The sequence below is a fragment of the Chryseobacterium sp. OSA05B genome, assembly GCF_019970065.1.
Lineage (GTDB): Bacteria > Bacteroidota > Bacteroidia > Flavobacteriales > Weeksellaceae > Chryseobacterium.
The window spans coordinates 531,910-554,048 of record NZ_JAHXYH010000001.1 but is presented as its reverse complement, the minus strand read 5'-3'; the positions used below and the strand labels follow the sequence as shown (position 1 = coordinate 554,048).

General features: G+C 39.1%; 16 protein-coding genes. 8 read left to right on the top strand and 8 right to left on the bottom strand.

All coding sequences use genetic code 11. The annotated features are described in order from the left end of the window. Positions 1 to 149 precede the first annotated feature (149 nt). A complete protein-coding gene (locus LC419_RS02400) occupies positions 150 to 1,130 on the bottom strand; it encodes a zinc-dependent alcohol dehydrogenase family protein (RefSeq protein ID WP_223605850.1) in 981 nt (326 codons plus the stop codon). Between the two features lie 115 nt (positions 1,131 to 1,245). Between LC419_RS02400 and LC419_RS02395 the strand changes: the two genes are divergently transcribed. The 3 genes from LC419_RS02395 to LC419_RS02385 all read left to right on the top strand — a co-directional run bounded on the left by LC419_RS02395 (position 1,246) and on the right by LC419_RS02385 (position 5,505). Then, positions 1,246 to 2,076 carry an AraC family transcriptional regulator gene (locus LC419_RS02395; protein ID WP_223605849.1) on the top strand — a complete coding sequence of 277 codons (831 nt, stop codon included), beginning with the start codon at positions 1,246 to 1,248 and terminating at the stop codon, positions 2,074 to 2,076. Positions 2,077 to 2,137: 61 nt separating this feature from the next. Then, a complete protein-coding gene (purE, locus tag LC419_RS02390; RefSeq protein ID WP_223605848.1) occupies positions 2,138 to 2,641 on the top strand; it encodes a 5-(carboxyamino)imidazole ribonucleotide mutase in 504 nt (167 codons plus the stop codon). Between the two features lie 188 nt (positions 2,642 to 2,829). Further along, complete coding sequence (locus LC419_RS02385) at positions 2,830 to 5,505, top strand: T9SS-dependent M36 family metallopeptidase (protein WP_223605847.1); 2,676 nt, start codon at positions 2,830 to 2,832, stop codon at positions 5,503 to 5,505. Positions 5,506 to 5,634: 129 nt separating this feature from the next. On the opposite strand, the gene yiaA is transcribed toward LC419_RS02385, so the two are convergent. The 3 genes from yiaA to ahcY form a co-directional block, all read right to left on the bottom strand. After that, a complete protein-coding gene (yiaA, locus tag LC419_RS02380) occupies positions 5,635 to 6,027 on the bottom strand; it encodes an inner membrane protein YiaA (RefSeq protein WP_034728978.1) in 393 nt (130 codons plus the stop codon). A gap of 355 nt (positions 6,028 to 6,382) precedes the next feature. Beyond that, a complete protein-coding gene (locus LC419_RS02375) occupies positions 6,383 to 7,180 on the bottom strand; it encodes a hypothetical protein (protein ID WP_223605846.1) in 798 nt (265 codons plus the stop codon). Between the two features lie 102 nt (positions 7,181 to 7,282). Beyond that, positions 7,283 to 8,596, bottom strand: a complete 1,314-nt coding sequence (ahcY, locus tag LC419_RS02370; protein ID WP_223605845.1) for an adenosylhomocysteinase — start codon at positions 8,594 to 8,596, stop codon at positions 7,283 to 7,285. Positions 8,597 to 8,763: 167 nt separating this feature from the next. On the opposite strand from ahcY, the gene LC419_RS02365 reads away from it, so the two are divergent. Together LC419_RS02365 and LC419_RS02360 are read left to right on the top strand one after the other, a co-directional pair. After that, on the top strand, positions 8,764 to 9,294 hold the full coding sequence (locus tag LC419_RS02365; RefSeq protein ID WP_223605844.1) for a HugZ family protein: 531 nt from the start codon (positions 8,764 to 8,766) through the stop codon (positions 9,292 to 9,294). Between the two features lie 203 nt (positions 9,295 to 9,497). Continuing rightward, complete coding sequence (locus LC419_RS02360) at positions 9,498 to 10,112, top strand: 4'-phosphopantetheinyl transferase superfamily protein (protein WP_223605843.1); 615 nt, start codon at positions 9,498 to 9,500, stop codon at positions 10,110 to 10,112. Here the strand turns inward: LC419_RS02360 and LC419_RS02355 are convergent. From LC419_RS02355 to porU, 3 genes are all read right to left on the bottom strand, one after another. After that, the gene (locus LC419_RS02355; protein ID WP_223605842.1) at positions 10,093 to 12,357 is read right to left on the bottom strand and encodes an FUSC family membrane protein; all 2,265 of its coding nucleotides are present in this window, start codon (positions 12,355 to 12,357) and stop codon (positions 10,093 to 10,095) included. The two genes, LC419_RS02360 and LC419_RS02355, sit on opposite strands and share 20 nt — an antisense overlap. Positions 12,358 to 12,697: 340 nt before the next feature. After that, complete coding sequence (gene porV / locus LC419_RS02350; protein WP_223605841.1) at positions 12,698 to 13,861, bottom strand: type IX secretion system outer membrane channel protein PorV; 1,164 nt, start codon at positions 13,859 to 13,861, stop codon at positions 12,698 to 12,700. Between the two features lie 59 nt (positions 13,862 to 13,920). Beyond that, entirely contained in the window at positions 13,921 to 17,826 is a 3,906-nt protein-coding gene (gene porU, locus LC419_RS02345; RefSeq protein WP_223605840.1) for a type IX secretion system sortase PorU, read from the bottom strand. A gap of 164 nt (positions 17,827 to 17,990) precedes the next feature. Here porU and gldJ point away from each other — a divergent pair, with 164 nt between their 5' ends. Together gldJ and murF are read left to right on the top strand one after the other, a co-directional pair. Continuing rightward, positions 17,991 to 19,592, top strand: a complete 1,602-nt coding sequence (gene gldJ, locus LC419_RS02340) for a gliding motility lipoprotein GldJ (protein WP_223605839.1) — start codon at positions 17,991 to 17,993, stop codon at positions 19,590 to 19,592. Between the two features lie 62 nt (positions 19,593 to 19,654). Then, complete coding sequence (gene murF / locus LC419_RS02335; protein WP_223605838.1) at positions 19,655 to 20,926, top strand: UDP-N-acetylmuramoyl-tripeptide--D-alanyl-D-alanine ligase; 1,272 nt, start codon at positions 19,655 to 19,657, stop codon at positions 20,924 to 20,926. Here the strand turns inward: murF and LC419_RS02330 are convergent. Next, positions 20,919 to 21,530 carry an NUDIX hydrolase gene (locus LC419_RS02330; RefSeq protein WP_223605837.1) on the bottom strand — a complete coding sequence of 204 codons (612 nt, stop codon included), beginning with the start codon at positions 21,528 to 21,530 and terminating at the stop codon, positions 20,919 to 20,921. The genes murF and LC419_RS02330 overlap by 8 nt on opposite strands. A 40-nt stretch (positions 21,531 to 21,570) precedes the next feature. On the opposite strand from LC419_RS02330, the gene LC419_RS02325 reads away from it, so the two are divergent. Next, the gene (locus tag LC419_RS02325) at positions 21,571 to 21,960 is read left to right on the top strand and encodes a hypothetical protein (protein WP_047453718.1); all 390 of its coding nucleotides are present in this window, start codon (positions 21,571 to 21,573) and stop codon (positions 21,958 to 21,960) included. The last annotated feature ends 179 nt before the right edge of the window (positions 21,961 to 22,139 follow it).

Below are 22,139 nucleotides of genomic sequence, written 5' to 3'. Positions count from 1 at the left end.
AGCTGATACAGATGGGGAATAGGATGGGAGATGGAAGAGGGAGGCTGGAAGTTACTATGGGTCTTTTGATAACTGCAGTTTTTATAAAGTAATTAAATAAAATAGGGCTAAACTTAACTTCCATCTTCCAGCCTCCTTCTTCCTTTCTTTTAACAACAGATCACCACTTTTCCGGTTGCTTTTCCGCTTTCAAGCAATGAATAGGCGTCATCTGCCTGGTCCAATGAATAGGATTGAGGATGAAGTAAAACCTTTACTTGTCCGGTTTCCAGAAGATGGGCTGCTTCTTTTAAAATATCACCGTGGTGTTTTTTTCTTTCGCCTGACAAAAGAGGATAGAGGGTGAAAACTCCGGAATATTTTGCATTTCGGAAAGAGAGAGGAGCGAGGCTGTGTGTACCCCATCCGAGAATACTTACGACATGTCCCGTATATTGTTTTACAGCACGAAAAGAATCATCTAAAACGCTGCCTCCAACCGTGTCAACAACAGCATCGAAGCCCAATCCGTTGGTATAATGCTGTACATACTGATCAACGGATAAAGTAGTGTAATTAATAGGTTCAGCGCCATATTTTCTGATCTGATCTGAATGGTCTGGTTGTACCGTTGTATATACTTTTGCTCCTTTTGCCACAGCGATTTGTATTGCTATGTGACCTACACCTCCGTTTCCTCCATGAATCAATACAGTCTGACCTGGTTGGATGTTGATTTGATCTGTAAGTGCTTCCCAGGCCGTAATAAAAATCAAAGGTATTGCAGCAGCTTCCTGAAATGAGATGTTTTTTGGTTTTAAACTGATATGGTCAGCATCAGCTGTAATGTATTCTGCCAAAGTTCCCTGATGTCCACCGATACCGCCTACCATGCCAAAAACCTCGTCACCTGCTTTAAAATCACGGACGTTTTTTCCTGTTTCTACAACGATTCCTGACATATCAATCCCCGGTACTGCAGGTAGATTGACTTGAGCATGGGCAGCCTGACCGTTTTTTATTTTCAGGTCTAAAGGATTCAGTCCGGCAGCTTTTATTTTAATGAGAACCTGGTGGTCTTTGGGTATGGGCTGATCAATATCTTTCATGACAAAAGGTTTTCCGAACTCTTCTGTTATAAGTGCTTTCATTGTTTTGTTGTTGAGGTCTGAATTCATTATTTTCTTTTTTTTAATCAGACAAAGTTCTGTACTTTGGAGTTTTGAAATGTTGTATTTTTACATCATAAAAGGGTATAATATTGTCATGAAAAAAGATTTTATTCATCAACCATTTGAACTGGATTTAAAAGAACCGGTGGATGTCTGTCCCAGAGGCGGACACAGTGTCAGTTTTTTTGAACTTGTCTATATTGTTTCAGGAACGGGAATACAGGAGATTAACGGGAATGAGTTTCCTTACCGCGAAGGAAATCTGTTTCTGCTTGTTCCGGAAGATGCACATCGTTTTACTTTTAAAACAAAGACCCAGCTGTTTTTTATAAGATTTAACAAAGTATTTCTTCAGACCCATCATATGACGGCTACTTTTCTGAAACGGCTTGAACAGACGTTCTCCAATCATACTTTTCAGGGACCTGTGATCAAAGGGAAGGATAATGAAAAGGTGATTAAGAATCTGATGGAAAACCTGATGACTGAAATGAAAAGTAAGAATCTGTACAGGGGTGAAATGATTCAGCTGTTGGTGCAGGCTGTTCTTACGGGGGTTGCACAGAACCTGATGAAGGAAGATATCGTAGAAGTTAATGAAATGACCGACCATAAAGCTGCAGCTATCATTCAGTATGTGCATGGAAATATTTATGATCCTACAAAACTGACCGGAGAACATATCAGCAGTCTGTTTGGGATTTCCAAAACGTATGTGGGACGTTATTTTAAAAATAACACGGGAAAAACGTTAAATGAATATGCCGCCCAATATAAGATGGACCTTATTGAAAACCGTTTAAAATACAGTGATATGCGCATCAGTGAAATAGCCGATGAATTTGGATTTACAGACAAAAGCCATCTGAACCGCTTTTTCAAAAAGCTGAAAGGAGTGTCGCCGTCCGCGTTCAGGAATGAATAAAGTTGTGATTTTAAAAAAAGACTTTTATTCTTTATCTTTGAAGATCTAATAAAAATTGAAGATGGTAGGAATTATTATGGGCAGCCAGAGCGATCTGCCGATCATGGAACAGGCTGCTAATTTTTTGAAAAGCCTGGATATTCCGTACGAACTGACGGTAGTTTCGGCGCATAGAACACCGGAAAGGATGTTTGACTATGCTAAAACCGCGAAAGAAAGAGGTTTGAAAGTGATTATCGCAGGAGCCGGAGGAGCGGCACACCTTCCCGGAATGGTAGCGAGCTGCACGACTTTGCCGGTGATCGGAGTTCCGATTTTATCCAGCAATTCTATTGACGGTTGGGATTCTGTACTGTCTATTCTTCAGATGCCGGGCGGAATTCCTGTAGCAACGGTTGCTTTAAACGGAGCACTTAATGCGGGGATTTTAGCTGTAAAGATCCTGGGAAGTTCAGATGGCGCAGTAGCAGAAAACCTTCAAAAATACCAGGATTCTTTGAAAGATAAGGTGCTGGGGACCGTAGATGACATCAAAAATCATCACCCAAATCATTACGATAAATAGTCTGTTTATTATTTTAGTTTTTTATCAGTATTTGATTATTTTTTTTAATTTTTTTTTGTGTTTTTCTTGAGTTACACTGTTAAATTTAATTAATTGTTCAATAATATATTGTTTTTATTGCAAATACAATAATCTTTTCAATATTTTTTTATCTTTATCTCGTTAATATTTAAAAAAATATAAAAAAGATGAACAAAAAATTACAAAGATTATTAACGGTAGTAGCAAGCTGTGGGTTTGCCCTGTCTCTGGCTCAGAATCATGAGGAAACGATAAAAAAATACCTGAATGATGAGATGAGTCTAAAATCTATGGCTAATGAGCTGAAAGATTTTGAAATTCTCAATGTTGATCCATCTGCTTCCCTTAAAGGGGATGTGGTAGTGGTGCAGCAGAAAATTAATGGAGTACCTGTGTACAATAAGGTATCTACACTTCTTATTAAAGATAGTAAGATTACTTATGCTTCTATGGGATTTGCCAATCAGTTGAAGATTTCGGGAATGCCTGATAATAAAGTGAGCTTGAGCCCTGAGAAGGCATTTCAATCTTTTGCTGAATCCTCAAAGCTGAAAAGTCCTGAGATTTATCAATTGGAAGGTGCAGACCGGAAAGAAGATTCGGAGGGAAGGCCGGTACATTCCAAATTGTTTTATTTTTTATCGGAAGATCAAATGCATTTGGCGTACCAGTTTGTTTTTGATGAGGCGGAAACTTCCAATATGATGGAAGTTATTGTTGATGCTCATACTGCAGCGGTTTTACACGTAGAAAATAAGACGATCTCGGAAACGTTTCATCATGACATGTTCGAAAATCAGGATGAGGCAGAGAACGGACAGAAAACAGTAGCATATCCTATGCTGCCCAAACAACAAAATTTGGTATTGCTACCTCCGACCAATGCCAGTTACAACGTTTTTGCATTGCCGGTAGAGGCGCCATTATTCGGAGCCAGATCTATAGTTTCAAATCCATGGGATCTTACAGCTTCGCCTCAGGGCTGGCATTCTAATGGCACTACTTCTTATACTATTTCAAGAGGTAATAATGTATATGCTTATACTGACGTGAATGGCACCAATTCGGTAGGAACGACAGCAAACGGTGGCAGTACGAGAAATTTTGATTTTCCTTTGGATATTAATCAGAGACATACTACTTATACTTCAGCCGCTGTCACCAATTTGTTCTACGCGAGCAATATGATGCATGATATTTTTTATAAATATGGCTTTACTGAATCTGCGAGAAACTTTCAGGTTAATAATTTCGGAAAGGGTGGATCTGGTAATGATGCAGTGCTGGCTGAAGCGCGTGACGCAAGTGAAGCTTCCAAGCCTTCTTTTAATAATGCCAATTTCAATCCTGCTGTAGAAGGAAAGGCTCCAAGAATGCAGATGTTTCTTTGGGATCCTAAAGTAGTCAACGGACTTAACATCAGTGCTCCTTCAGATTTAGCTACATTAAAACCTAATACCCGTTATGCTGAGACAGGATTGGGGCCTCAGTTGTCAGCGACAGGCCTGACTGGGGATCTAAAAGTTGCCAGTCCGCTAGATGGATGTACAGCATTAACCAATACTAATCTTTCTGGGAAAATTGCCCTGGTGCAAAGAGGAACCTGCGATTTTACTACTAAAATAAAGAATGCGCAGACAGCAGGAGCGAAAGCGGTTGTATTGTATAATGCACCAACTTCTCCGAGTTTTGCAGGATTCGGAGCCGCAGATGCTTCAGTAACTGTACCTTCGGTTCTTATTCAGAACGGTGATGGTGTAATTCTTAAAGACAAGCTTGATCAGAATGTTAATGTCAACATTACCTTAAAACGTGATCCGTCTACTTTTATTCATATGGATGCATCACTGGATAACGGGATTATTGCCCATGAGTATGCGCATGGGATCAGTAACAGGCTTACCGGGACAGGTTCATCATGTCTGTCATCTGAAACTGATAATGAACAAATGGGAGAAGGCTGGTCTGATTTTTTTGCTTTAATGGTTACTATGAAGCCTACGGATAATGCAACCATTTCAAGAGGGGTGGGAGCATTTGCTTCAGGACAGGAAGCAGCGGGTAAAGGGATAAGACCGGCTAAATACTCACCCGATTTTTCTATCAATAATTATACTTACGGAAAAACCAATGGAATGAAGTATAATACTGAGGATGCATTTCAAAATCCTATAACAAAAGCAAATGTACATGCCATAGGATTTGTATGGGCTACGATGTTATGGGATCTTCATTGGAAATATGTGGAGAAATATGGCTTCAGTAATGACATGAGTAATACAAGTAGTGGATCATCCAAAGTGTTACAGCTGGTAATGGATGCTTTGAAACTGCAGCCGTGTAATCCTACTTTTGTGCAGGGAAGAAACGCTATTTTGGCAGCTGATCAGGCAAAAACCGGAGGGGCTGATAAATGTATGATATGGAAAGCTTTCGCTAAACGAGGTTTGGGAGTAAATGCAGTACCTGGAAAATTAAAAGGACAATGGTCTGGAGCTGACCATCCCGCTCCGGATCTTAATGATCAGGTAGAAGACTTCACGGTTCCTGCTGAATGTGATACCGCTGCCAAATCTGCTTTGACAGAGAATGGAACGAGCTCAAAGAATAATGTGTCCATATATCCGAATCCTGCTAAAAATGAAATTTTCATTGAAGCTAATGCTAAAGGCTCAGGATTTGTTAAGATATATGACGTTTCCGGAAAGTTAGTGAAAGAAGATAAAGTAAGTTTATCCGAAAAATCGGGTGTGAATATATCAAATCTTGCAGATGGCGTTTATGTAGTAAAGGTAGAAGGTTTGGGAATTAATCTTACGGAAAAGATTATTGTAAGAAAATAGAACCGTAAAATGTTTAACCATATATGAGATTTATACGCCAAGTATAAATATTTTTTGGAAGTTTATTAGAAGCTGCGGCCTCATCGAAGATGAGGCCGCAGCTATTAACTAATGTTTTTATTTTAAATTCTATTCCTGGGCCATATTGTCCCTTGTATTTTTCTGTACGGAAATAGCTCCGAAAAGAGCGAGGAGAAATGCAAATGCATAAAATCCTTTTTCACTCGGAAGTATAGTGGCATTCCAAAGTCCGATGGCCAATAATACAATAGAAGAAAGTGTTGCAAACCAACAGATCCCATAATAGATATCTGTAACCGGGATGTTTTCTAATCTGTCACGAACTGCTTTCTGCAGAGAGACTACGGCAAAAAGGCCATACAAAAGAATGGTAAAATAATATCCTTTTTCATTCAACAGCATTTCAGCTCTGGCAAGACCTACAATGAAACCTATCATTCCTGCTCCCAATGCTACCCAAGACGCGGCTACGAATGCATTCGATACTCTTTGTTTTTTCATGTATTTTTTGTTTTATTTAAGAGGGCTAATATATTCATTTTTTATAAATATAGATCTGCCAAAAGGGAAATATGGGAAAAACACGGAACAGATATCTTATCTGACTTTAAGTTTTGGCTAAAGCCGGTTGATTTTATTTTAAGATAAAAACGGATTAAAGTCCGTTCCTATTGAATGCCTGTAAGGATGATAATCCAAAACATAGCTCATAATCCATCATTCAAAATTCCATATCTCTTAGCCCCGATAGAAGCGGTTACCCCACAGCAGGAGTGGTCAGGCTTTGGGGCGAGGAGTATGAGCGGATAGCGGGAAACAGCTCATAAAAAAACTCCCCGAATTGGAGAGCTTACTATTATTGAGTAATGTATTCGTAATTATACTGGGCGGAAAGACTTCCGTTAGCTTCTTTTGAGATCACCTGAACAGGTAAACCGGAGCTGTTGTACAGTATGGTGGAAGTTCTGGTTTGTGTTTGTTCCCAGACACCATTGTTTTTGAAGCTTATCTTTTCTGTCAGATAATTGTTTTTGCTTAAAACATAAGCTCCTCTCATCGTGATTCTCAGATATTTGTTGATATTGGTGTACGGGTTCAGCTTATCATCATAAGAGAAAACAGTTTTAGTATTGAAAGAGGATCCTTGCTCTGAAGATTCTGATGAAATATTGTTTCCATTATAGGCATAAGTATCGACAATAGGATTGGAACAGTCCTGTGATTGGCAAAGGGTGGAAGAAATAACCTGTCCGTTATTATTATAATTATAGGTAATCGTTCTGTTGTAATCCGGGTTAGCGTAGATTGCTTTAACATTTAACAGCTGATCTCCGTTATAATTAAGAACAGAATAGTATTCCAGTGTCTGATTGGTATTGTAATAGTTTATTTTTACAGGTTTCCCGTTACTGTATTCAAACGTAGAAGTTCCTGATGCAGACAATGTTTTTATAAGTTCACCCTGATTGTTGTATTCCAGGGTTTGTGTGCTGGTCTGTGGCTGGGACGGGTTGTCATAGTAAACGATAGTGATTTTACTTAACAATACCTTTGGCTCGGAAGGGGTATTGATTCCATCATTATCATCATTGCTGCTGCAGCTGTTAAAGAATGCAACAGAGCTCATCAGTCCCAGAAATAAGTACTTTTTCATGCTATTTTTTTACCGGGCAAAAATACGAAATGCGCGATCTCTTTGCATAAAAAAATCCCACTATCTTGAAATAGTGGGATAATATCATATGGTATTGATCTCTTAGTATCTGTAGTACTCAGGCTTGAATGGGCCTTTTACATCTACACCGATATATTCAGCTTGTTCCGGAGAAAGAGTTTCCAGCTCAACGCTTAATTTTTTAAGGTGTAAAGCAGCTACTTTTTCATCTAAATGCTTAGGAAGCATATATACTTCGTTTCCGTAAGCAGCAGAGTTTGTCCAAAGTTCGATCTGAGCCAAAGTTTGGTTAGAGAAAGAGTTAGACATTACAAAACTTGGGTGTCCTGTAGCACATCCAAGGTTTACCAATCTACCTTCAGCAAGGATGATTACTTCCTTACCTTCGATGGTGTAGATGTCTACCTGTGGCTTCACTTCAGATTTTGTAGAACCGTAGTTTTCGTTCAACCAAGCCATATCGATTTCGTTATCGAAGTGACCGATGTTACAAACAACCGCTTTATCTTTCATTTTAAGGAAGTGTTCTCCTCTTACGATGTTGAAGTTACCGGTAGTCGTGATCACGATATCAGCGTTGTCTACAACAGTATCCAATCTTTTTACTTCATAACCGTCCATTGCAGCCTGAAGCGCACAGATCGGGTCAATTTCAGTAACTGTAACGATAGAACCCGCTCCTCTGAAAGATGCAGCAGTACCTTTACCTACGTCTCCGTATCCGCAAACTACCACTCTTTTTCCGGCAAGCATAAGGTCTGTAGCTCTTCTTACAGCATCTACTGCAGATTCCTTACATCCGTATTTGTTGTCGAACTTAGATTTAGTTACAGAATCGTTTACGTTGATAGCAGGCATTACCAAAGTTCCGTTCTTCATTCTTTCGTACAATCTGTGTACGCCTGTAGTGGTTTCTTCAGAAAGTCCTTTGATATCTTTTGTGAATTCAGGGTATCTGTCGAAAACCATGTTCGTCAGATCTCCACCATCATCAAGGATCATGTTCAATGGTTTTCTGTCTTCACCAAAGAATAAAGTTTGCTCAATACACCAGTCGAATTCTTCTTCATTCAGACCTTTCCAGGCATAAACCGGAATTCCTGCAGCAGCAATAGCAGCAGCAGCGTGATCCTGTGTAGAGAAAATATTACAAGAAGACCATGTAACTTCAGCTCCCAAAGCTACCAATGTCTCGATAAGTACAGCCGTCTGGATCGTCATGTGAAGACATCCGGCAATTCTTGCTCCTTTTAGTGGCTGAGACGGTCCGTATTCTTCACGGATAGACATCAAACCGGGCATTTCTGCTTCTGCAAGGGTAATTTCTTTTCTTCCCCATTCTGCTAGGGATATGTCCTTCACTTTGTAAGGAACGTATTGTGTTGTAGTACTCATATGTAATGAATAAATTTAAATTCAGTTGATAACGAAACGCAAAATTACAATTAATAATTTAGATAAAAAAACGGCACATCAAGTCGAGGTTTATGAGATTATACATAGATAAAAATTATTTAGTCTTAATCTAAATAACTATTTTTGTGGGATAAAATTTTTATACTATGAATCATACAAATACCCAAGAAGAGGCGAACAGAAAAGCAAAACCGGTAGCTCCAAAAGTAAGAGAACTGATAGAACGTACCAAAAGTGTGATTTTGGCTACGGTAGATGCGGAAGGAACACCTAATTCCAGCTATGCACCTTTTGTACAGGTAGACAATACCTTATATATCCTGGTTTCTTTTATGGCAAAACATACCAAAAACCTTGCTGACGGAAGAAAAACCTCAGTGATGTTCATTGAAGATGAATCTGCTACGAAACAGATCTACGCCCGTGAACGTTTAACGATCGAAGCAGCAACTTCACAGATTGAAAGAGATTCAGAAATCTGGAACACTGTGGTCACCAAATTAAAAGAAACACACGGAAAAGTAGTGGATGTTATTGCTGAAATGCAGGATTTCATTCTGATTGCTTTACAGCCGGTAAAAGGTTCTTATGTAAACGGTTTTGGAAGTGCTTACTTTGTAGATGAAAATCTTGAAATCCTTGAGCACAGAAATGATGTGAATCATCAGTCGAAGTAATATAGTAAGAATGGGAGAGGGAATTGCGAAGATGGAAGTTTATAACTGTTAAGTAAAGAAGAATCTTTTTTTATAGATTTCTTTGTAATCAAAACTTTAAAAGTTAATAGGCAAACGAATACTAACTTCCATCTCCATGCTTCCTTCTCTCATTCTCTTTCATCTTCCACATCTTTTTACTACTTTTATCGAATAAAATAATAATGCCTCTTTACCGCGATTTTTCAGATGATACTGCCACCATTCTTGTATGGAAATATGATGAAAGCGAAGAACTTGATATCCACGAGCTTCTGGAGCCGGAAAATGCCGAAAAGGTAAAAGACTATCATCCGAAAAAACTGCAGGAGGTATTGATGGTACGCAAACTTCTGAAAAGTTTAAAACCGCATTCCAAAATTTTATACAAAGAAAGGGAGCCTTTCCTTTCACCCAAAGATGCTGAAATTTCCATCACCCATTCATTTCCTTTTGCTGCCATTGCCGTTTCCAAAAATAAAATAGGGATTGATATTGAGAAATTCAACCCAAAGATCTTAAGGGTTATCGATAAATTCACGTACGAAAACGAAAGAGGATTCATTCCTAAGGATAATGAGGCAACCTTCTATACTATTATATGGAGTGTAAAGGAAAGCATGTACAAGATCCATCATTCGAAATACTGGTCTCTGAAAAAGAATTATGAGGTGAAGCCGTTCGAGCTTAAACATCTTTATAAAATAAGCTGCAGGGTATATGATGAGCAGTTTTCCGACGAGTTCAAGGCGAGAGTGGAGTTTTTTGATGACTACTGTTTTACGATTGTGGAGGAATAGGACCTTCTTCGCTTTTGTATTTTTCAATGACTTTTCTCTGTTCTTTAGCGACGTCGTAGATCAGCTCCAGGATATCATGGATATTCTTAAGCTCTGTTAAATGTGATATTTTATCAGGATCTCTGCGGTCGATGAGGTCATTTTCCTCAATCTCAGTTTTTCTTTTTGAAAGCATATTTTCAATGGAGGAATCTTCCGGTTCCAGACGGCTTTCCATTCTTAAGGCTTCATTGATTTCATCTCCGTTTAACAAAACAGAGGTCTGCTGCATTTCCGCTTCTATCTTTCTGCTCCAGCTTTCAGCATCTATTTCAGGATACTTTTCATCGTTTTTAGAGTATTGGGAAAGCGAGGCGGTATACGCTGTGATCAGATGCGAGGTGGCTACAAACTGATGCACAACTTCCAGTTTCTTCTGCTGGTTTTTCGGTTCGGAGATCATTCTCTGGAAATTATCGGACAGGTTGGCCAGTGAAATGATTGCGTTTTTTCTCTTCACTTTATAATCTTCAATGTCAAATGCTCCTTCCAGAAATTTTGAAATCACGCTTTCGAAATAGATGAGGTTGTCTGCCGCAGATTTTTTCATCAAATCGAGGTTCTGAGTATGTTCCCATACCGGCAGGACAATATAAGATACCGCAAAAGCAATCACTCCGGCGATGAATGTATCAATGATTCTGTCTTTGAAGATCACGTTTACATTTCCCGGATTTAAAAAATTAAAACTCAGAAATATATAGATCGTCATAAACAGAACCGCCCAAAAATAACGGCCCTTCAGAAAACTGAAACACATGATCATACTCAATAAAAGGATGGTAAATAAAATACCATTGAAATGAATAAAATGAAGGATCGTATACGCTATGACTGCGCCTGCAATGGTCCCATACAAACGAAGAAGGTTTCTTTTTTTTGTAATGGAGTAGGCGGGTTTCAATATCGCTACAATCGTGATCAGGATCCAATAGGTATGTCCCAGCCCCAAGAGATCAAACATAGAGAAAATATATCCCACCAGCAGTGCTGTGGTGATTCTTATCGCATGTCTGAAATGAGAGGATGAAAACGAAATATTATTCCTTAACACTTTGAAGTTAAGTTTCTCCTCATTAGGCATGAATTTTTTTAAATCCAAACCAGTGGAAAGACTTTTCGCCAGTTTGACATCCTGGGAAAATACTTTATAGATCTCATTAATCTCCTTAGTGATCTCGTTGATGCGCATAAGGATCTGGCGGAGGATCATGAAATTCTCCAGATTACCGGGATTCATCTGCTTATTGCGGAGTTCGAAATAATGATAGTTAAGGTTTTTCAGCTCAAGATCGAGATCAAACATAGGTTTTGCCCTTGTTCCGATCTGAAGCGAGATTCCGATATTGGTGATTTCTTCAGCAAGAAGGTTTAAATAATCATGGATATTTACCAGAATCATGCTGTCTTCAAAACTCTGTTGCAGTTTCTGATAATCGCTTTCCGAGGTCATCAGTTTTTCATGAAGGTCCATAGAATTCAGGAACATCAGCATTAAGAGTCGGCTTGTGGTCGTAGATTCGTTAACAATGGTTCTGGTCTTGAAAACGGTTTCTCTGGTTTCTTCCTGAAGGTTTTTAATTCCCACCTGTTTGGCGATAACCTGAGTGGTCAGTTTGTCGAAGTCAGGATTTTTCTGGTAATAATTCGCTTTAATCTTCAGAAATTCTGCAAGCTGGAGATAATTTTCACCGATCATCTGTCCCGCGAGCTTATAAGGTTGGATGGTAGTAACCACTAGGAAAATCAATAAAAACCAGATACATCCGGATGCGAAAATCAGAAGGCTTTTGAAAATATTGGCTCCTGTAAGATGCCCGTCGATAAAGATTGCCAGCACAACCAGAGATAATGATCCCACCGCGGCAAGCCTTTGTCCGTAGACTCCGATGAGGGAGAAAAACATCCCGAATACAATGATCTCCAGGATGACCAGTACTTTAAAATTCATGACCATACTGGCAATAAGCGCCACAAAGACAAAACAGAAAATCGCGAATGTCAGCGCATTTCTTCTTCTGATAAAAGGACCGGGCTGATCACAAAGTGCTACAAAGCTGGTTCCGAGAGGGAAGAGGAAGTATTCTTTGAGAATTCCGAAGTGGGCGAGGACTAAACAGGGCAGAACAGTTGCCAGCGTAATTCTGATGGCAGAATATACATATTGGCTGGTAACGAATTTTTTGAGTTCTGCTGAATAGTTCATGGTACAAAATTAATTATTGAAAACAAGAAAAGCCTTATAAAAATGAGACTTTTGCAAACTTATATATTATATTTCTGTAATCATTTGTCAATTGGCAATTTGGATGGCTGTGTTTATGACGAATTGGATATGACGAATTACATTATTTGGCGTAAGACTGTGAATAGTGAATTTTGCTTTGCAAGTGAATGGTGAATCTGAAGATAGGGGTAATTGTAAAACGGGTTATAAATTCACGGCGAAGCCAATTGACAGCGCAGCTAATTGACAATTGACCGCTAATATTTTACAAAAAAAAGCCCCATAAAAATGAGGCTTTTGATTTGAAGAATTGAATATCTTAATAATCTACGTTAGATGTTTCATCACCGATGTTCCAGGTAAGACCGAAACGAATCGTGTTATCCAAAGCAGTATTGATTTTTGACATATTGATCAGATAAGAAATATCAAGTCCGAAAGAACGGTATTTCAATCCGATACCTGCTGTAGCGAACTGTCTTGCTCCCTGCTCTTCGCTTTCATGGAAGTAACCTGTTCTTACTGCAAATGCATTGTCGTAAGAATATTCCAAAGCACCACTCATCATGATAGAGTTTTTGTTTTTGAAAGATTTTCCGATCCCGGCAATAGGCCCTACGTTAGGGATTTCATATCTTGGCTGTCTTGTGTTAGGATCTATACCTACATATTCAGCTCCTGGAACCAAAATCTTAGAACCTTCAAAGCTAATACCGATCTTGTTCATATCATCTAAATACATATCGTACCCAAGTCCTAATCTTGCCATAGTAGGCAGGTAAGATCTGGATTCTTCATTTCCGGTATAGTCTAATTTCGGACCTAAGTTCTGAACTGCAAAACCAGCGTTCACTTTTCCGTCATATCCTCCGAAACTTGAGAATTTTGGAGAAGTATAGTATCCTGAAACGTCTACTGCAAAAGAGTTCGCAGCTTTAAGTGTAGTATCTGTATTGAAACCTCCGGCTAAATCTGAACGGATGAATCTACCGGTAACGGCCATGGAGTAAGAATCAGAAAGTTTCAGACCGTATGCAACGTCAATAGAGAATTCATTAGGTTTTGATGTACCCATAGAGGTTACCTCTGAACCTACTAACTGAGTAAGATCTACTTCACCCATGTTGAAATAATAGATACTGGCAGAGATGGTAGATCTTTCTTCCTGTCCCAAGAATTTATGGAATGCACCATATAGTAAAAATACATCATTGGTAAGTTTCCCCATATACGGTGTATAGTTAAGACCTACGGAAGAACTTGTTCTGCTAAAAGGATATTTTGCCGCATTCCAGAATTGTGAAAATGCATCCGGTGAAGTTACCACCCCTTGGTCTCCCATACCTCCAGATCTTGCATCTGGTGCAATTCTTAGAAAAGGAGCTCCGGTCAATACTGGATTTATCTTACTTAAATCTTGCGAATAGCCTAAAAAACCAGCACTTAAACCAAATCCCAAAAGCAGTTTAGTAGTTAAATTCATATGTTGTCTTTTATATATTATCAGTTTTTTATAAATATTATTATCTATGTATTATTTAATTATTTCAAAAGTACCATTTTTTCTACAGCTGTAGCACTTCCTTTGCATTTTTCTTGATTTTGACTTTTTGCAAATATCTTAAAAATATACGTACCTTTTGCAACAGTTGCCCCAAAATCGTCTCTTCCGTCCCATTCTATTGCCTGACGTGGCGTTCTAAAGCCCTGTAGGAACGGTTCTGCGACAACCGGCTGAGATAATGTTCTTACTAATTTTCCTGTTATTGTATAGATTTGAACGTTAACATCCAAAATATCATCACAATTATGTTCAAACTGCACGTACGTTTTATTGGTAAACGGATTCGGCCAGTTCAGCGGTCTGTTGATGATAAGGTGCTGATCAGCTTCATCCTTAACTTCAAAGTTTAACGTAGCACTTGTCGAATTATTGTTTATATCCCAAACTTTAAATGTTAATTGATGTTGTCCTATGGCCAGGTTTCTGAAAGGATACGTTACATTTCCTTTCTGGTAGTCGGCAAGGCTTGGATTCAGACATCCGTTTCCTTCGCCTGAAGCAAAGAAGTCATTCAGAACAACGGTATTGATGATCTGCCCGTCCAGATAGACGGTAATATCGTGACCTACACCGGATCCTGTAGAGTTGATCCCGGTATCATCTGTAATACATGCCAGAAGCATTGGGTTTTGATTAGTGATTCCACCATCTGCAAAGTTTGTATTGTTCATATACAGTTTTACTTTTGGAGGTTCGTTGTCATTGATTCCGTTAGGGTTGATGTCTCCCACCTGTACAGGCTGATTATTAAATACATCCGATCCTTTGTTGTCGGCATATCCAAGGATTCTTCCCTGTCCTACGGCGTAGTTGATATCCTTGGGAACATAGAATTCTACGGTAAATACCCCGTTTACTGCGGTTCCGGAAGCTTTAACGATAGCACTCCCTTCTTCCGTATAATCCATGGTAGCAGGAACTAATGTTCCGTCGTTATTCAGCGTCTTTTTATTTAATCTTTTATCAAAAATGTGAATGGAAACTCTTCCGTTGAAAGTAGTATTCACCGTTCCGTTAGGATTGTTGATGTGTCCTTTTACTTTAATAAAGTCCAATCCTCTGATCAGCCCCGGAACCGGAGATTCAATACCATCGATCACAAGATTTCTTTGAGGTCTGCTCAGTTTCATCGCCGGATCTCCGAGGAAATTTACTTTCAGGTGGTCAATATTGGCTCCCTTTTGTTTTTTAGCAATTAAATGAGCATATCCTAACGTTTCAAAATCATCGTTGGTCAGTTTGAAAATACTCTTTGTAAAGGTATCTGTAAAGACACGTCCGTAATCTACCCCAATGGCACGGCTGGATGTAATCATGGCAGCAGCGCCTCCCTGTTTTAGCTTAATGAACTGTTCTCCTGCAGAAGAAGTACCCGGCTCATCCCATAATGTAAATTCACAGGTAATAGTAGATACAAATGGAAATCTGCTGTATACATTGGAGAAGTTGTTGGAGTTTTGGATTTCTGTACTCGTTAGTACTCTTTCCTGGGCCCATCCGTTGATTCCTCCATGTCCGAAATAGAAAAGATAAAGACTGTTTCCTATATCGTTGGAAATGGCCTGAGTCACCTGTGGATATCTCTGTCCCGCTGCAGTACTCTGAGCAGGGAAAGCATCCAGATATAATTTTCTTACGTTGTATTCCTTCAGGTCAAGTTGTCCCGGCTGTTCGAAAATACTCGCAAGGGTAGCATTCATCACAGTGTGGAAAGGACTTCCTCCGTCCTGATCATCATCCACTACAAAGTCTACTTTCATACGCCATTCTCCGAAGGGGGAGGATTGTCCTGGAAGAGCATTATAATAGGCCAGTGTTTTGTTCATCATATCTCCCGCTTCCGTCACATTAGCCGCCGGAATTCTTCCCACGGGAATATCCGGAAGGTTGTTTTCAATGAAAGCCGTAGTCTGAGGCTGCGTCATTACAATATAGTCATCCGTTACATAAGATCCTACAAAGTCGGCAGACTGCTCACTTTGGTAGCTGGTGACAATATTAGTATTCCCGGAGATTCTGTTTTTATAATCAAATGAAGCATCTCCCAGAATAAATACATATTTAAGTCTTCCGCTGGTGTTGAGTTTGGTTACAAAATCTCTGATGGCAGTAAGATCTCTGCTTCCGCTTCCGAATTCATTGTAAATTTTAGTTGGATCTACGATTTCTACTGTATAATTGTTTTTCGTCTGGTGATAACTTGCCAGTCTCTGTGCCTGTCCCATCATTTCAGGAACGGTAAGAATCAGATAATCTACATTCTGAAGAGCAGAAAGATTCTGGTTGGCAATTCTTTCTACAAACTGAGGATTGTAAGCCGCATCAGCCCGGAAAGCGACGAACTCATTATTAAAGCTAGGATCCGCAGCGATATAACCGAAATTAAAACTTCCGGCACCTGCTTTATTTATTCTTCTGTTGGCATTGGTAATGTCAGTCACATCCCATACCTGTTCAAGGTTGGTTGCATTGGAAACACCAAATCCGTAATTCGTATTGGATCCGCTGGCAATAGAGAAATCCCTGAAGCTCATCTGAGACCCGTTGAAAGCTAAGTTTTCCTTGTACTGCACTTCAGCGTAATCGAAGTAAAAAGCTCCGTTAGGGTTTGTAGAAATATTAGGTTTGTAGTTAATGGTGATCTGATTTCCGTTCAGATTAGATATCGTACCGTCGTATTTCAGCTGGTAGAAATCATAGACATAGGTTGATGTATTGGAAGGAACAGCCAACGGAGGTGTCGGGTTCAGGTTATTGATCTTAAACTCCATGGTGTTCTGCTGGGCTCTGTAGCCCACCACCTGAGTTCTGTACCTGATGACATCACCGGCCTGAATAGGTGAGTTGGTTGTAAAGGTTACTGCTTTATCCGTTGTAAACGGTGCGTCTTCCACCCAGATTCTTCCTACTTTTAAAAGATTTTTCTGGTCATTGTTGATCACCTGGTAATTATCATACCTGGTAATTAGATTTCCGGCCGGAAGATTGGCGTCTACGGGCTGTACTCTTTTACCGGGACCTTTGTCGAAATTGATAAAGTAGTATGAAAAATCTTCATAAATATTTTTGAGATTATTACTTGTGTCGGTTCTGGTATCGGTTCTTTTATAACCGCTTCCGTTGGATTGATCGTAAAGGTTGTATCCGTTGGGCCCCTGTGCATAAAACAGAGCATAGTCTCCGTCATTCCACACATTGTCCTCTTCACCCACGACCTGGATTGCATTTTCCTGAAGGGCGCTGTATTTTGTATCCTGATTGTGTTCAGGAAGCATGACACCGCCATTTCCGTAGATTCTGAAGTTTTTCGGATTTACAGAAGCAGGGTTGATCCCGTTATCTTTTAAAAACTGTGCCGTAATTTTAAATATACCGGATCTGTCTACTTTTATTTTATAAAAACCGCCGCTCGAAAGAGGGTTGTTGGTAGTTCCCACTTTGTTTCCATTTCCAGATCTGAAATTGTTGGGAGCAGAGGTTTCAGAAATATTAAATGAAGAAAGTCTCAGGACACGTCCTTTTACATTTTTAAATAAAGAGACGCTGATGCTCGCATATCTTTCTCCCTCCAGCGTATAATACGCAACATCTGCCACTTCAAATTCAGGCAGTCTTCCTTTGTCAAGATCATAGAGATCTTTATTCGAAACACTTTCCCAGGCGAGATCAGAAACTTTCAGTTGCTTTTCTCCTATTTTTTGTTTGGTGATGATAAAAACGTTATTTTGGCTGAACGAAAAACCTTCATTTTTGAAATTTGGAAGATTTAATTTTGTATCACCAAAATCCAGGATTTTAGAGCCTTCCCATTCTATGGCTTTTCTCTGGGCCCAAAGTGTTGATACAAAAGAGAATAGTAATAAAAAGGTGATTTTTTGTTTCATGTTTATTATTGAAATTTCCGAATTACAAATAAAATGAAAATTTTAGAATTAAATTGTGATACAATAAAATTAATTTGTTAACGTTTTTCAAAAAAATCAAATGTTTACTTGATTTATTGAATAATTTATTTTTTCTTTGTACTTTGAAAATATTTATATCGACTATGAAAAAACTAAAGTTGTTTTCATTAATAGCATTAAGTTCTACACTTGCATTAACCAGCTGTGGCGGATCCGGGACCAGCAAAGGAGGCGGTACTAAAAAATTTGTCAGCAAGACGGGTTGGAAACCAAACGAAAAACAAGGTTGGTTTTTTGCAGGAAAGCAACAAAAACAGAAGGGGTGGCCAGGAATGGTATATGTAGAAGGTGGAACTTTTACAATGGGATTAGTGAAAGATGATGTTATGCATGATTGGAATAACACGCCGCGCAGAATGCAGGTGAGTTCATTCTTTATCGGAGAAACAGAAATTACTAACTACGAATACCGCGAATACCTTACATGGTTGAAGTACGTATTTCCACCTAGTGATCCTAGCTTCAAGGAGATCTATAACGGCGCTTTGCCAGATACTCTTTTATGGGATAATAAACTCGCTAGAAACGATTATAATGAAACATATCTGCGCTCACCAGAATTCGATTACTACCCGGTAGTAGGAGTTTCCTGGACTCAGGCAAACAGATATTGTGAATGGCTTACAGACAGAGCAAATGAAAAAGCTTTGATGCAGGCCGGAGTTATTGCTAAAGATTTGTATATCAACGAATCCAATAACCAGGGAGGAACAGCATTCAACATGGATAAATTCAAAGCGAATGATCCGGAAATGCAGGGATATATCAACGAGAAAAGAATGCAGCAAAAATCTGGTATGAAAACAACCAACCAGAGACTTCTTTCTGCAAACAGAGCTCCAAACTCTTCAATGGTTCAGAAGTTCAGACTTCCTACCGAAGTAGAATGGGAATATGCAGCTCTTGGTATGGCTAAAAACAGAGAATATAACCAATACAAAGGTAAAAAACCTGAAATCGAAAGATTAAGAGGTACCAAAGGAAGAGACAAAGGAATGTTCCTTGAAAACTTCAAAATGGGTACAGGTGATTATTCAGGTATCGCAGGATGGAAAAACGACGGATCTGCTCAAACTGCAGATGTAAGACAATACCCATCTAACGACCTTGGAATCTACGGTATGTACGGAAACGTTTCTGAATGGACGGCTGACGTTTACAGACCTATCATCGATGAAGATTTCAGTGATTTCAACTACTACAGAGGAAACATGCCTCAGGCTGTTGTAAGAAACGGTGACGGAACTTACAAAATGATCGACGAAGGAACTATCAAGTATGATACGCTAGCCGACGGAAGATTAGTATACAGAGGACTTCCGGGACAGTTTGAAAGACAAACTATCGCTGACTACAGAAACTACAGAGACGGAGACAGACAGTCTTCTTTAGAATACTACAGAGCTTCAGACTCAGCTGCTGCATATGATATGTACAACTCTCCTCAGAAGAGATTTGTAGTAGATGCAGGAGGTAGAGTGAAAATGATGAAAGATAGTAAAGACAGAACTTCAGCAATGTCTAACGATGTAAGAGTTGTAAAAGGTGGTTCTTGGCAGGATACAGCCTATTGGTTGGATCCGGGACAAAGAAGATACAAAAACCAGGGCAAAGCTTACGGATGGATCGGCTTCCGTGTTGCACAGGATGCTAGAGCTAGCGACAAGAGCAGAACTAGAAGATAATATTATCAAAATACTTATAAAAAACCTTCCGGATTTCCGGAAGGTTTTTTTATTTTTGAACTATGAATATAGAACAGTTTTATCCTTTATTTTTAAAGTCAGATAAAGTAACGATCGACAGCAGAAAAGTCGGGAAGAATGATATTTTCTTTGCCTTTTCAGGTGATAATTTCAATGCTGCAACCTTAGCAGAAAAAGCCGCTGACGATGGTGCTCTGGCCTCGATCGTAGAGCAGCCGGAATTTGAAAATAAAGACCGAAACATTTTCTATGTTCCGTCTACCCTTGAATTTCTGCAGCAGCTTGCCGTTTACCACAAAAATCAGCTCAATATTCCCATCATTGGGCTTACCGGAAGCAATGGAAAGACTACTACTAAAGAGATCATCCATGCGGTCCTTTCGGAGAAATTCAATGTACAGTATACCTACGGAAATTTAAATAATCACATCGGAGTTCCGCTGACAATTCTTTCTATTAAGCCTGAACATGAAATGGCTGTCATTGAAATGGGTGCCAATCATCAGAAGGAAATAGAACTTTTATGTACCATCTCCCAGCCGGATTTCGGCTATATTACCAATTTTGGGAAAGCTCATCTGGAAGGCTTCGGCGGATTTGAAGGCGTGATAAAAGGTAAATCTGAATTGTATGATTATCTGAAAAGTCATAACAAAACTATTGTTGTGAATGAAAATGATCCCGTTCAGGCAGAGAAAACTCAAAACTATAGCCCCAAGATTACCTTCGGAAAAGAGCATTCGGATTATCAGTTCGGACTTTTTTCAGAAGAACATTTTGTAGGACTGGAATTTCAGGGAGCCAAAGCTGTATCAAAACTGACGGGAGAATATAATTTCACCAATCTGTGTGCGGCAGCCAGCCTCGGCCTTCATTTCGGTATCAGCTTTGAAAAAATAAAGCATGCCGTTGAAAACTATACGCCAACCAATATGCGTTCGCAGGTGGTGAAAAAAGAAGGGAGAACATTGGTGCTCGATACTTACAATGCCAATCCAAGCTCTATGACGGCTTCTCTGCATAACTTTGTCACGTTCGAAGGCAGTAAGACCATCATTATAGGAGATATGCTTGAATTGGGGGCGGAAAGCGAGAAAGAACATCAGAGCATTTTAAAACTTGCTAAGGAATTGGCTTTTGACCAGATTATTACTGTAGGAAAACATTTTAAAACCGTCAATCCTTCAGCATTGTCTTTTGACAATACTGCAGAACTGATAGAATACCTTAAGCAGAATACAATTAAGTCTGAAAATATCCTGTTAAAAGGGTCAAGAGGAATTGCTCTTGAAAAATCGATAGACTTTATTTAAGCTTCAGATTCCAGAAATCTTTTACAATCAGTTTGATGTTCTGGAAAGTGCTTGGGAAAACTTCATCCTCGATCTGGGCGGTGTTTTTCCAGGCTACTTCAGTGATGCCTTCCTCGATTTGTGGTTTGGACGTATCTTCACCGTCGAAGTTCATTTCAAACCAATGCGTACATTTAAGGATCTTTTCACCGTTTCTTTCGATATAGATATGATACGTCGTATTGATGAATTGTACCAGCTCTACATCTTTGAGACCGGTTTCTTCTTCAATCTCTCTTACGGCAGATTCCTCGCGGGATTCCCCTTTTTCCATCTTACCTTTCGGAAGATCCCATTTGCCTAAACGTTTGATAAAAAGAAGCTCTCCCTTAGGATTGCTCACAAGGCCTCCCGCAGCTTCTATGATTCTGAAAAGGTTTTCAAACTCTTTCCAGATCTCTTCAATATTCTCACCGAAAACATTCAGTTCTTTTACGGAAGTGTTTTCCAAAATATCCAATGCAATCTCTAAAGTTGTGAAACTTTCGTACCTAAGTTCTTTTTCAAGATGCTCGGGATGCTTAGACACCAATAATTTTTTTTCGTTCACAAAAACTTTATACATATATTTGTAAGAATTAAGAATTTAAATACAAAAATAAAAAATGAATTTAGAAGGACGAAAGATTATTGTCAATAAATCATCTAAAGAATTGTCTGAAATATTGAAATCGCCTGAAAACTATAAAGATTTTATGCCGGACGGTCTTCAGAAATTCGAAACAAGAGACAACGGATTCAAATTCGGTCTTCAGGGAATGCCTGAAATTGCTTTGAAAATAGATGAGGTGAACGAGCAGAAAGCTGTTTTGAAGTCAGCAAGCTCAAGTCTGGATTTTACATTAACAGCCGCTTTAAACCCTGTTAACGATACTCAGACTGAAGTTCAGATGCTTTTTGAAGGGAAGTTCAACCCTTTTATCAAAATGATGGTAGAAAAACCGCTTCAGAACTTTATCAATACACTCACCGATAAGATCGAAGTTTACAAATAATAGGAGTCCTGAATTTTCAGGACTTTTTTATTGCTGTACAGGTTTTAGAGTTTCGTGATTTATTTGATAGTTTATTAGTTGCTAGTTCGTCGTAATTAAGTTAATGAGTTATCGTCTGATGTCTCGTGTCTGAAGTCTTGATTCTTGGATCTTGATTCCCAAAAATTCACCATTGACAT